We start from the raw sequence: 12,686 nt of genomic DNA, 5'->3' as shown, positions 1-12,686 counted from the left end.
GGATAAGCGTTTAGGCGACTTGTATATCGATGGCAATAGTATGTTGGATATGAGTTTGACGCAGCGCTTGCTTGAGAGCATGCCAGAATATAAAGGAAAATTGCCGCTGGCACCAACTTGAATCGATAGTCTAAGTACTGGAATAAAGACGTATTCCTTAAATAGTTATGCCCATTGATTACTGTTTTTTAATAAGTTAGCTAGGCTTTTATCACTTACCAAACTCTGCTTTCATCCATCTTTTAAAGTTTTACTATACTTAGATATAAGGTGTTTTATAAAAAAGAACTTTAGTTTGTTTTTTTATAAAACAGACAAGCATTTACCACTGTTATATGCGTATAATAAAAACAGCTAACGTAGGTATATAGCGCTTCTACTAACAGTACAGTATATTTGTTAAAATAGATGAATATTATCTATAAAGTGTTATTTATGAAGCATCGGCTAGGCGTTATCTGTCAGTTTATTTAAAAAAGGTACTATAATGGCGCGTGCTAATCATACAAAGAAGTGGCTGACATTAGGCTTGGTAGGCGTGGCCTTATTACTGATTCCTAGACGAAGTAGCCAAAAGGCAGATAAGCCGTTATCTCAGAACTCTCATCCTACAAAAAATACTAAAAACATAGATAACGGTTAGCCTAAGAAGTGGCTGATTAAAAAAAGATTTGTCACCTCAATGGTTTTGAATAACTAATGTTGGAGTTTGTTGATGATTGCTAGTGATGTATCAAGTATCCATCATAAAGACAGAACGACTATTTTTCCTTTAATTGATACTCATACACATTTTGATGCACCGATGTTTGATGATGATAGAGGCAAGCAAGTTCGTCTGGCTTATGATAAAGGCGTACGTCATTTGGTATTGGTCGGCTATCTACAGCGATATTTTTCGCGCCTTTATGATACTCAGCATCAATTAGCTACCTCAATTCAGTTGGATACGGTAATAGGCAGTCATAAAAAGGCTTCATCGCCAAAAGTACATATTGCGCTTGGTTTACATCCGTTTTATATCGAGGAGCATACAGAAGCGCATTTAGAAGACATGACGCTGCTGTTGAATAGAAATCGCCCATTGGCAATAGGGGAAATAGGTTTAGATACCTTTACCGATGCCATGAAGCAGCCTGAAATGATGGCCAAACAACAGCGATTTTTTGTCGCACAACTGGATATGGCAGTGACGCATCAGTTACCGGTTATGCTTCATATTCGTAAAGCCCATGCTCAAGCGCTGGCTTTATTAAAAGCGCATGATTATGATGCGCATAAGCTTGGTGGTATTGCCCACAGTTTTAGTGGCGGTGTACAAGAAGCCAAAGCATTTGTAAAGCTAGGGTTTAAGCTTGGCGTTACTGGTCAAATAACCAATCCAAATGCTAAAAAACTGCGGATTGCTATTCAAGCGGCGGTTGAGAGCTATGGTATTGAATGCTTGGTTATCGAGACTGACTGTCCAGATATGACGCCCATTATGTGTCAGGAATCGGTTAATGCTCAGTCAGCGCTTGGGCAAAGATTAGATAATGAATGGGGTGATACGCCTAGTTATAGTAGGAATGTTCCTGCTAATTTGCCATATGTGTTGTATAGCTTAAGTGCATTACTCGATGTTCCCGCTCATACCCTTGCTCGGCAGTTGTGGCAAAACAGCTGTAGTGCTTTGCAAACTAAATGGTCTTATCGTTGATCCATTTTTAAAAGAGTTCAGTGCTACTGGGATTAATGGTTCGCAGCTTCTGTCTGCGTAGGCACAGCAAGCAAGAAAAATTAATCCCAGTAGTACGTTATAATATTTGTATGTCTTTTGTTTAGGACTGACTATATTTACTATGAAATCTTTAGTACACATTTTTAGTCAGCTGATATATCAACCAATTAAAAAATCATAAAATTTTAACAGAGTCGCTAAGTCGTTATGAATCTAGATACACGTGGGCAGTCAGCCGTTCCCCAATCACAGCCTGCTAAACCTCATCTTGCACCAGAAGAATTAACAGTGCCTGACCATGATGCTGAGCAATATGAGCGCCGTTTTAAAGGAACGCAGACGTTGTATGGCAGCTCAGCCGTGGATATATTTTCTGCTGCTCATGTCTATATCATTGGTGTTGGTGGTGTGGGTTCTTGGGCAGCAGAAGCGTTAGCGCGTACAGCAGTTGGCAATATTACCTTGATTGATTTAGATGTGCTGGTAGCATCCAATGTCAATCGGCAGCTGCCAGCGTTAGACAGCACCTTTGGGCACAGTAAAATTGGGGCGATGGCGGCACGTATTCGTGAGATTAATCCAAAAGTTACGCTGCATTTGGTAGATGATTTTTTGACCACTGAGAACGTAGCGACATTGCTCCCTAGCCGTGAACAAGCAAAAATGGCGGCGCAAACTGGTCCAATTGTGGTTTTAGATTGTGTTGATGATATGAATGCCAAGCTTGCCATTGCCCTGCATTGCCGATTTAATAAACTAAAATTAATATGTGCTGGCGGAGCAGGTGGTAAAATAGACCCAAGCCAGATTATAGTGGGCGATCTGCGCGACAGTTATCAAGATCCGTTATTAGCGAAATTGCGCAGTAAACTGCGCCATGAAAAAGGCATCAATAGTGCCTTAAAAGAGAAGTTTGGTATCAAATGTGTTTATTCGACAGAACCGCCGCGTGTGGACAAAAGCTGTCAGACAGGTGGGTTACACTGTGGCGGTTATGGATCGGCGGTAGTGGTTACGTCAGTGGTGGCGATGCTTATGGTGAGTGAAGCATTACAATTATTGCTTAAGCAGGCGGCTATTAAGCCAAGCCTCTGATATAAATTTATGGAGTTCATCTTGTCTATATCGAACTTACCAGAACGTGGTTACCCTATCGCAGAAGATGAAGTTGAGCGTATTAATAGACTTAAAAAATATCAGGTACTCAATACTAACGAACAACCTGCTTTCGCGCGCCTGACTGAGCTTGCAAGACTATTTTTTAATATGCCAGTAGTTGCCATCACCTTTATGGATGAAGAAACACAGTACCTAAAATCTGCGCATGGACTTGGCAGTGTTTGTACCACGACGCGTAAAGTCGCCATTTGTAATTATACGGTGCTCTCTGACGAGGTTTTTGTGGTAGCAGATTTGGCAGCTGATGAGCGTTTTAGCCAAAACCCATTGATTACAGAGTCACCTTATCTGCGCTTTTATGCAGGTGCACCAATCATTATGCATGACGACGATAAATTATACCGTGTGGGTTCTATGATTTTGATGGATATGAAGCCTCATCATGATTTTAGTAACGAACAAGCAAAAATACTAATGCAGTTTGCAGTGATGGCTGCCGACGCTTTACAACTACAAGACAAACAACGTAATGCTAAGCATGCTAATGAGATGAAGTCAGATTTTCTGGCGAATATGAGCCATGAGATACGCACACCGATGAATGGCATTATCGGTATGGTTGAGATGCTCAGTGAAACCATACTGAGCGTTGAACAACGAGAGTATGTCGAGAATATAAAAGTCTCCAATGAGCATTTACTAGCGATTATCAATGGTATTTTGGATTTATCAAAAGTCGAAGCGGGTAAAATGACCATTGATTCTATCCCGATGAACTTATCTAGCATTTGTAATGAGGTTGTCAGCTTATTTACCATCAAAGCTCGCCAACGCGGTCTGATTTTGAATTATCATTATACCGAGTCGCTATCGCCTTATGTTAAAGGCGATCCGGTACGTCTTAAGCAAGTGATGGTGAATTTGGTCAATAATGCGATTAAGTTTACCCGTGAAGGCGGGCGTGTGACGATTGATGTCAAACATATGCAGAACAATCCTTGTCTGGATAATCAGGATTGTAATTATGCTAAAGAATATCAAAATAGCAGTTTGGATTTTACCATTTATGATCATAGAGGCACTGCAGCGACTCACCAAGACATGACTGTATGTATTGAGGTCACAGATACTGGCGTCGGTATTAAGCCTGAATCATTGGAAGCAATATTTGATGCTTATAATCAAGCGAACAAATATACCCACCGACTTTATGGTGGGACAGGACTTGGATTGTCTGTCTGTAAGTCGTTAGTTGAGCTGATGGGCGGCTATATCGAAGTAGATAGCCAAGTTGGTGTTGGGACGACCTTTAGAGTGTTATTGCCGCTACCCTGTATTGATATCAAAGATTATAAGACATGGCAAGCGGAAAATGACTTTACGGTAACATTTCCAAGCGATGAGTTGGTTGGTCATATCCTATTGGTTGAAGATGACAATGTGAATGCTATTATCGCTAAAAAGGCTCTTACTAATGGTGGTCATACGGTCACTCACGTCGATGATGGACAACAAGCAATCGAGATTTTTGCGTTATATCCTGATCGCTATGATGTTATTTTGATGGATCATCATATGCCGATTATGGATGGCGTACAGGCGACCATTAAGCTGCATGAGCTGTATGCGCCGCAAGATTTGCCGCCCATTATTGCCTTGACCGCCAATGCGATGGAGGGCGAGCGCAAAAAGTATCTCGATGTGGGTATGCAGGATTACTGTACCAAGCCCTTTAAACAAGAGCAGCTCAATGCGTTGGTGCAGTATTGGCTGATGCACAAGCAATCACTAGAAGAATAAGTGGCAATTTACGTGACTCCGTTATTATTTATAAATCATTAAAAAACAAGTCATAAAAAAAGCTTAACCCTCTATGAGCGGTTAAGCTTTTTTGCTATTACAGGGGTATACCAGATAGATGAAAGCTATCCGTTAATACCTTTAGTTAACACGCGTTTGATAATCGCCAGTACGCGTATCTACACGAACTACTTCACCTTGCTGTACAAATAACGGTACACGTACCACAGCACCAGTCTCTAGTGTTGCAGGCTTACCGCCACCACCTGAGGTATCACCGCGAACACCAGGATCGGTTTCGGTGATTTGTAATTCAACAAAGTTAGGCGGTGTTACTGAAAGAGGAGCACCGTTGAATAAAGTGATGGTACATAGTGCATTACTGTTTTCTTTTAGCCACTTTATTGAATCGCTCATCGCTGTTTTGTCCGCTTGAATCTGCTCAAAACTTTCAGGATGCATGAAATGCCAAAATTCACCATCGTTGTAGAGATAGTTCATTTCAGTATCCATAACATCAGCAGCTTCTAAGCTATCGCCTGACTTAAAGGTTTGTTCCAATACTTTACCACTACGAAGATTGCGTAATTTGACACGGTTGAAGGCTTGGCCTTTACCTGGTTTGACAAACTCGTTTTCAATAATGGCACAAGGGTTGCCATCGAGCATGACTTTGAGACCAGCTTTAAATTCATTGGTAGAAAAACTTGCCACAGAAGACTCCTAAGGGTTTATAAGTAACGGTTGTAGGTCGTGTATTGAACATTCGATATCAGACTTGCTGTGCCAGTCGCGATTGCTGCTTAAATGATGGACAGTACGCTTTGATAGGCGACGTCCTAACAGCGTATAATATCGGCTTTTGGGCACAGGTATTAGGTTGTCATGATAAACCATTTAATCACACAAAAAAACTGGCAAACGCAATTATCCGAAGCCATTACCTCTATTGATGAGCTGCTTGAGATATTACAGCTGCAATCACTGCGCTCCGAGGTCTATGTGCCTAAGCATTTTGAGCTGCGAGTACCGCGTGCCTTTGTGGCAAAAATGACCGTCGGCGATGCAAATGATCCTTTATTAAGACAGGTATTACCCAATCGAAAAGAGCAAATAGCAGTGACCGGCTATGTGAGCGATCCATTAGCGGAAAATTCTCACAATCCAGTCAAAGGCATGCTGCATAAATATCAATCAAGAGTACTGTTAACCATTACCGGTGCGTGCGCAATTCATTGCCGTTACTGCTTTCGTCAGCATTTTGACTACAGTGCCAATATGCCAACTGCCAGTGCAAAACAAGACATCATCGATTATATCAGCGCCCATCCTGAGATAAATGAGGTTATCTTAAGCGGTGGTGACCCATTAAATGTGACCAATAGGCGTCTATTTGCTTGGCTAGATACCTTGGAGGAGATTGAGCAACTGACCACTATTCGAATCCATACTCGGCTGCCACTCGTGATTCCAGGAAGGCTGGACGAGGTATTATTGGCACGTTTGGCACAGAGCCGCTGCCAAATCGTAATGGTCATTCATGGTAATCATGCTAATGAGATTGATGCGCTGACGGCAGAGTATTTACAACGCACTCGAGCAGCTGGGGTAACGTTATTAAATCAAGCGGTACTTTTAAGAGGTATCAATGACAGCGTCACTGCGCAAACGGCATTAAGTCAGCGTTTATTTGCCGCTGGCGTGTTACCTTATTATTTGCATGTATTAGATAAGGTGGCGGGCGCTGCTCACTTTGATAGTGATGAGCGCTTTGCAATCGAGCTTTACTGGTCATTACTGGCGAAGCTGCCGGGTTACCTAGTGCCTAAGCTGGTAAGAGAATTGCCCAACGAACCTTTTAAAGTACCAATTAATGTTTACAATATAAAGTAAGTTGTGCACTATGATGGGCTTAGTAATTTGTGCTTCTGTTATTTAAATATGATAGAAGTCAATAAAATAGTAATAGGGAAATGTTGTAATATCAATATTCTCTTTTAAGAATACAATCTTATATACGGACGAATAGCTTACGCGATTGCTAAGGACAGTAATGGTAAATTTATCGACGTTTCGAGAATACTTAGCCGCTGATCCCCCTTTGTTAGAGACTTATGCTAAGTCTGCAAATAGCGATGAGTCGCATCTGAATAAATGGGCAGAACTATTACCAGCGCATACAGAGGCGCAGCAAACCGAGCAAATAGAAAAGTTGTTGATAGAATTGCGTCTGACTAATATAGATGATAGGCAGCGTCTGACCTTGATTAGGATTGTCATTAACGCCGCCAACCCACTTATCGCAGCGCTGCGCCAACATTATATCTATGAGACAGGCGCTGTTAGTCAGGCTCAGCTTGCATACGTGGCGCAGGTAAAGTCGCTATACTATTCGATGGTTATGACCTATAACGGCGTGATACACCGCGAAATTGCCTTTTTAGAAGACAAGCAGCAACAACCCGCTAAAAGTCTGTGGCAGCGTCACTTTACCAGTGAGAGATCGTTACCCGTCACCTTAGCAATTGCTATTTATCAAACGCTGTTGATGTATCAAAAACTGCTGTTTGAGAACGCCATTTGCTATCAAAAGCTACCGTCTGATATATGGGCTAATATCAATCAGTTGTATCTTATCGCGTATCAGCAGCAAGCATCTGCTATTAATTTGAGTGGTTATATGACGACGCAGTCTGTTGATACTATCCATCACCTATATTGCCAACTATGCTTGCACCATTTGCTCAACGTACGGGCACTGCGTCGATCACATATTTTATTGCTACATCGTCTGCTGCCAGAGTGGGCAGAGCAGGTGGTCGCTACTATAGAGCCGCGCACGGCAACGCGCGTGTTCGTCAATCTACAGAGTAAAGAGCCGCCGACTTATCTGACCGCTCTTTCGGCTATCAATCCATATGAGGCACATCACACGTGCTTATTCATAGAGCTTGAACCTCTGGTTACGTACTTACAATCGTGCATTCAGACTCTAATCGATGCCGATAGGAGAGGGATTGAGTATTACCTGCTTAATACCGTCTCGATGGCGATAAGCTACCGGTATATTCAACCAAGGAGCGTGCTTTTTATCAATCATAGTGCAAAGCAAACGGCGACGATACTAATGGGCTTTAATGACATACATTATCGGATCAGTAACAACAAGAGCCTGAGTAGCCTAATAGAATCTAAAACATTATCAGAGCATCAGCAGCCGCTTTATGACACCTTACCAAAAAAAACGGCTACCCCTAAAGAGCTAACGGTCGAAATATTTGAGAGTGACGATCAGCAGTCACAGTTTCGTACTCTGCGACTACTGCCAGATTCAGATGAGCCAAATGAGACCCTAACAGCCGAATCTCTGCAAGGTCACAAAACGGCATCAGCCTATTCTGAATCAATGAGGAAAAATGTTCATATAACAATCGATAAAACCGATAATCTTGTCTCTATCGCACCGCCAATGCTACAGACGATGAGCCTTTTTTTACTGTGCCGACAGGATGCTACTATCTCGCCAATCTCGCATAAGTGGTCTATGGGAGTGGTACGTTGGCTAGATGTCGATAGCAAATTAGCCGAGCTTGAATGGCAAGTTCTTGGTCATAAGCTAGTAGCCTGCGGCATTCGCTTGCAAGACAGAGTGGAGCGTAGCTGGCATTATATGCCAGCCTTTGTGATTGGAGAAGATAAGCAGTTGCAAACGACTTATAGTCTGTTATTACCGCCTTCGCATTTTAAAACAGGCGATAAGGTTATGATGCGTATCAGTAAGCAACAAAAAACTCTGTGCTTAGGACGCAGGTTAATGACGAGCGATGAGTTTATTCAATATGAAGTGCTGCAAGCTTAATGGAATAAACCCATTGATTTGCACTATTTAACAATTGCTATAGTAAGTTAAGAAGCAGTCGATTCAATTATTGTTTATAATGACGACGACGCTATTTTTTGTATGCTGCTACTACTTTATACACATTGACCACAGGGCAGCGACGACTCATATCATTTTACAAGATTAAAAAAGGCTTTTTATGCGTACTCAGTCCATCTTAAACTTATTGGTTATCGATGATGATCAGCTTTATGCTGAGCGCCTCGTACACTTGCTAGGTTCTTACTATGACAGCGTAAATTTAGGTTTTTTGGATGATAAAGATGAGTTGCTAAAATCATTGCGTCAATCATGGGATGTGTTGGTTTTTGGTCAAGCGTACGATATGAATTTTACCGATGTGGTTGGTATTATTCAAGAGCAAAGTATTGATTTGCCATCGGTTTGTTTGATGAATAAAGACACTGTAGCCAATGCTCATAATGACGAAGGCTTGCCATCTATCGTGAATGGTACGATGGTTAAAGCACTCTGTGCAGAGCAAGAAATAGCAGTCATCATGGCTATTCGCTTGTTGCACGAAAACTTGCACAGTCGGCAACAGCTTAAGATATTACAATCTGTGCTCTCTGAGGCAGAACAGCGCGCAAACGTCCTGATTAAAAACTCAAAAAGCGCCGTCGCATACATTGATCAAGGTATTCATATCTTTGCCAATGATCCGTATCTGCAGTTATTTGGTTTTGAGGCGATGAATGACATTATCGGCATACCTGTGATTGACTTGATTGCAGGTGGTGATAATGTTAAAGCCTTTAAGCAGTTTTTGCGTCAGTTTGACAAAGGTGACCGGAAAGATGTTGAGTTTAACTTTGAGAGTCGACGTAAAGATGGTACTACCTTTGAGGCAAAATTACAGTTAGCCTCGGCAACCTTAGATGGTGAGCCAGTTACACAGATTATTATTCAACAAAATAATAGTAACAGTGCTGAGGTCGCCAAACGTTTGGCGGAGGCTGAACGTAAAGATAGTTTAACTGGCATTGATAATCGCCATAGCTTTGAAGAGCAGCTGACGGCAGCATATGAGCAGGCAAGAAAGGGGACTTTGACGGCGGCACTTTTGTATGTGCAACTCGATAATGTCGGCAAAATTAGAAGCAGTTTAGGTCTGCAAGGCATTGATAGTACCGTGAAACAAGTTGCTAATACCTTAGATAAGCTGGTAGTCGATGGTCATGTCAGCCGCTTTAGTGATACAGCATTCACTATTTTGGTAGAAAATCAGACGACAGCTGCGCTTGAAAAGCTGGCTGAGCAGATTGGTATGAGTATCAGTAAGATGCTTATTGAAGTGGATAAGCGTACAACCAGCACGACGGCAAGTATTGCTATTGTTAAAATTGAAAAAAACACCCCTGAGCCTAGAGTGCTACTTGAGCGCGCCATGGATGCCATCAATCAAATCATGATTGAAACCTCCAATCATGGCGGTCGCTATCATCTATATGATGCAAGTGAACACGCCAATAGTGACGATCATGCGCTAGCAGAATCTCTGGTCGATGCCATTACGAATAATCGCTTTGAGTTATTGTTCCAGCCAATATATGACATCAATAATGATCATAGTGACTTCTTTGAAGTATTCCTGCGGCTGCCGCTAGCAGATGCTGAGAATACCGTATTGACTCCAGATCAGTTTATGGCGGTTGCCAAATCTCATCAATTGTTAGAAAAAATAGATCGCTGGGTATTAATTAATGCCTGTAAGAGAATCAATGAAGTGCGTAAAATCCATCCAGAGGCGCGGTTACTGGTGCAGTTAACCAGTGCGTCTTTAATCGATAAAAAACTGCCCAGTGTTGCAAGCCAGCTCATCAATGCCATCGGTGGTAAAGTTGGGGCGTTGACACTGCAGTTCAATGAAAAAGACATCTCTGATTACTTAACGGTCGCAAAATCTCAGTTTGCCGCGCTCAATCAAATGAGCTGTCAGCTCGGCATCAATAATTTTGGCTCATCGGTAAAATCGGTAGAGCTTGCCAATTTCGTTCATCCTGACATGGTGCGCTTAGCCCGTAATTACGTCGAAGGGATTGATGCTGCTGACAATCTGGAAACGGTTAAATCGCTGATTGTTCGTACTAATGAGATTAACGTTGATGTACTGATGCCTTATATTGAAGATGCAGCCACTATGTCGGTTGCATGGAGTGTGGGTGCACGTTACTTACAAGGCTATTATCTAGAAGCGCCGAGTAACACCATCAAAGTCTCTAGCGAAAGTTAAGCCTTATTTTATCTGCATAAATACTTTATATCTCCTTTCTATATATAACTATCGATGTCCATCAATCGTTGCATAAAGTGACGATTGATGTAGACTCAGCCACAATCAACACCTCTCAATAAAAGATGACAACAACATGTCTATGGTCAATAAATATCAACTCGGTGCTATGCTTGCCGCCACTTTCTTTCTGAGTGCTTGTGAGCGTACGCCGCCAGATTATCGTACTCCTGTCACCCTACCGCTTTATACGGCAGGCGATGCGGATAATGGTGCGCTCATCTATCAGGATGCTTGTGGGCAGTGTCATCAGCTAAACCCTGGTCTCAATAAAAAAGGACCGCAGCTGATGAATATTTATGGCGCGTCGGCAGCACAGCTTACAGACTATACTTATAGTGAAGGGTTGGCAGCATCCGGTTGGGTATGGGATGCCGAAACGCTCGATACTTATATTGCCGATGCAGAAAAAGCCATGCCAGACTCTAAGATGCTATCAGACCCGATGCCCGATGCCAAAGAACGTGCTGATGTGATTGCCTATTTGTCTACCCTTCGCGCACCGGTGCCAACGGCTGATGATATAAAATAACGCCCGATTGAACCTGATTGTTACCCTAAAAAATGAGCTAAGAATCGATAATGAACCATACCGCTAACGACTATCGTCACAATCAGCAAAAAATTACTCAGTTAATGACGCAGTTAAATCAAATCGTATTGGACAAATCACAGGTGGTTAAGCTTGCGCTTAGCGGTATCTTGGCGGGTGGACATTTATTGTTGCAAGATTTACCGGGTATGGGTAAGACGACGTTGGCACAAGGGTTGGCGCAATTACTAGGGTTAAGCTTTAGCCGTGTGCAGTTTACCAATGATATGCTGCCTGCTGATATATTGGGTATGAGTATCTATGATCAAAGTAGAGGGCAGTTTGAGTTTCGCGCAGGTCCTATCTTTACTCAGTTGCTACTCGCTGATGAGATTAATCGCTCAAGCCCCAAGACCCAAAGTGCGTTACTTGAAGCAATGGAGGAGCGGCAAGTCACCCAAGATGGGCAAAGTTATCCCTTACCCAAGCCATTTTTTGTGATAGCAACTCAAAACCCTTTGCAGCAAGCGGGTGTCTACCCACTTCCTGAGTCGCAGCTAGATCGATTTTTATTGTGCTTATCGCTTGGTTATCCATCAGCTGCAGCAGAGCGAGCATTATTGAAAGGTCAAGATCGCCGCGAGCTTTTAAACAGTTTGGATGCGGTGCTTGATACGGAAGCCGTGTTGATGGCTCAGCAAGGTGTTAAGCAGGTTTATGTCGCCGATGTGGTATTGGATTACCTGCAAAGATTGGTCGAAAAAACACGGGCAAGCCAAGAGTATCATGGACTATCGCCGCGTGGTGTGCTGTCATTACAGCGTGCCGCACAAGCTTACGCCTATGTATCGGGACATATGGAAGTCACGCCTGAAGATATTCAAGCGGTGTTTGCAGCGGTCACGGATCATCGCCTCGGTCAGCGTTTTGTTCCCGCGCATGTGACTGGGGGAGTAGCGACGCAAACTATTGCACAGCGTATTTTGGCAGAAGTGGTTGTTATTGTTTGAACATTTTGTTCGCTCATAATAGATTCACTTCCAAAGCTGCTCGTTTATTATCGATAAAAGTATCAATTCTATGGTAAGGATAGGGTAGTCATGAGCCTTTTGCCAAAAGCCTTAACCGTACCAGCTACTTCTGCATTAAGCCGTTGGTTTGCCGCGCGGGCACCAAAAAGTGATAGCGCTGTACTCAATCTACGTAATGTCTATATATTTTTTAGCCATGAAGGCATGCTATTTGCGGTACTGCTTATAATTACTTTTATTGCCGGTATTAACTATGGCAATAACTTGGTACTGGGCTTGTGTTTTTATCT

At 42.5% G+C, this 12,686-nt stretch carries 9 protein-coding genes and 1 pseudogene; 9 read left to right on the top strand and 1 reads right to left on the bottom strand.

What is annotated here, in order from left to right:
- Positions 1-715 precede the first annotated feature (715 nt).
- From VLN09_RS01000 to VLN09_RS00990, 3 genes are all read left to right on the top strand, one after another.
- Positions 716-1,699 (top strand): TatD family hydrolase, encoded by a 984-nt coding sequence (locus tag VLN09_RS01000; protein WP_325243239.1) that lies wholly within the window; start codon positions 716-718, stop codon positions 1,697-1,699.
- Between the two features lie 228 nt (positions 1,700-1,927).
- Positions 1,928-2,815: a tRNA threonylcarbamoyladenosine dehydratase gene (locus VLN09_RS00995; protein WP_325243237.1), complete on the top strand. Its 888-nt coding sequence runs from the start codon at positions 1,928-1,930 to the stop codon at positions 2,813-2,815.
- 21 nt (positions 2,816-2,836) lie between these two features.
- Positions 2,837-4,639, top strand: a complete 1,803-nt coding sequence (locus tag VLN09_RS00990; protein ID WP_325243235.1) for a GAF domain-containing hybrid sensor histidine kinase/response regulator — start codon at positions 2,837-2,839, stop codon at positions 4,637-4,639.
- A gap of 141 nt (positions 4,640-4,780) precedes the next feature.
- Here VLN09_RS00990 and efp read toward each other — a convergent pair whose 3' ends face one another.
- Positions 4,781-5,353 (bottom strand): elongation factor P, encoded by a 573-nt coding sequence (gene efp, locus VLN09_RS00985; RefSeq protein ID WP_325243233.1) that lies wholly within the window; start codon positions 5,351-5,353, stop codon positions 4,781-4,783.
- Positions 5,354-5,524: 171 nt separating this feature from the next.
- On the opposite strand from efp, the gene epmB reads away from it, so the two are divergent.
- From epmB to VLN09_RS00955, 6 genes and pseudogenes are all read left to right on the top strand, one after another.
- Positions 5,525-6,532, top strand: a complete 1,008-nt coding sequence (gene epmB / locus VLN09_RS00980) for an EF-P beta-lysylation protein EpmB (RefSeq protein ID WP_325243232.1) — start codon at positions 5,525-5,527, stop codon at positions 6,530-6,532.
- Positions 6,533-6,692: 160 nt separating this feature from the next.
- Positions 6,693-8,498: a hypothetical protein gene (locus VLN09_RS00975; RefSeq protein ID WP_325243230.1), complete on the top strand. Its 1,806-nt coding sequence runs from the start codon at positions 6,693-6,695 to the stop codon at positions 8,496-8,498.
- A 181-nt stretch (positions 8,499-8,679) separates the two neighbouring features.
- Positions 8,680-10,773, top strand: a complete 2,094-nt coding sequence (locus tag VLN09_RS00970; RefSeq protein WP_325243228.1) for an EAL domain-containing protein — start codon at positions 8,680-8,682, stop codon at positions 10,771-10,773.
- A 136-nt stretch (positions 10,774-10,909) separates the two neighbouring features.
- Positions 10,910-11,365 carry a c-type cytochrome gene (locus VLN09_RS00965; RefSeq protein WP_325243226.1) on the top strand — a complete coding sequence of 152 codons (456 nt, stop codon included), beginning with the start codon at positions 10,910-10,912 and terminating at the stop codon, positions 11,363-11,365.
- A gap of 50 nt (positions 11,366-11,415) precedes the next feature.
- Positions 11,416-12,375: an AAA family ATPase gene (locus VLN09_RS00960; RefSeq protein WP_325243224.1), complete on the top strand. Its 960-nt coding sequence runs from the start codon at positions 11,416-11,418 to the stop codon at positions 12,373-12,375.
- 90 nt (positions 12,376-12,465) lie between these two features.
- A pseudogene (locus VLN09_RS00955) lies at positions 12,466-12,686 on the top strand (hypothetical protein); the annotation flags it as partial.

The organism is Psychrobacter sp., assembly GCF_035469765.1.
In the GTDB taxonomy this organism is placed as follows: Bacteria; Pseudomonadota; Gammaproteobacteria; order Pseudomonadales; family Moraxellaceae; genus Psychrobacter.
This window is presented reverse-complemented; position numbering and strand designations above follow the sequence as displayed.

Coding starts and splice junctions, on each gene's coding strand:
- VLN09_RS01000 (WP_325243239.1), top strand. CDS start 716: ATGATTGCTAGTGATGTATCAAGTATCCATCATAAAGACAGAACGACT.
- VLN09_RS00995 (WP_325243237.1), top strand. CDS start 1,928: ATGAATCTAGATACACGTGGGCAGTCAGCCGTTCCCCAATCACAGCCT.
- epmB (WP_325243232.1), top strand. CDS start 5,525: ATGATAAACCATTTAATCACACAAAAAAACTGGCAAACGCAATTATCC.
- VLN09_RS00975 (WP_325243230.1), top strand. CDS start 6,693: ATGGTAAATTTATCGACGTTTCGAGAATACTTAGCCGCTGATCCCCCT.
- VLN09_RS00970 (WP_325243228.1), top strand. CDS start 8,680: ATGCGTACTCAGTCCATCTTAAACTTATTGGTTATCGATGATGATCAG.
- VLN09_RS00965 (WP_325243226.1), top strand. CDS start 10,910: ATGTCTATGGTCAATAAATATCAACTCGGTGCTATGCTTGCCGCCACT.
- VLN09_RS00960 (WP_325243224.1), top strand. CDS start 11,416: ATGAACCATACCGCTAACGACTATCGTCACAATCAGCAAAAAATTACT.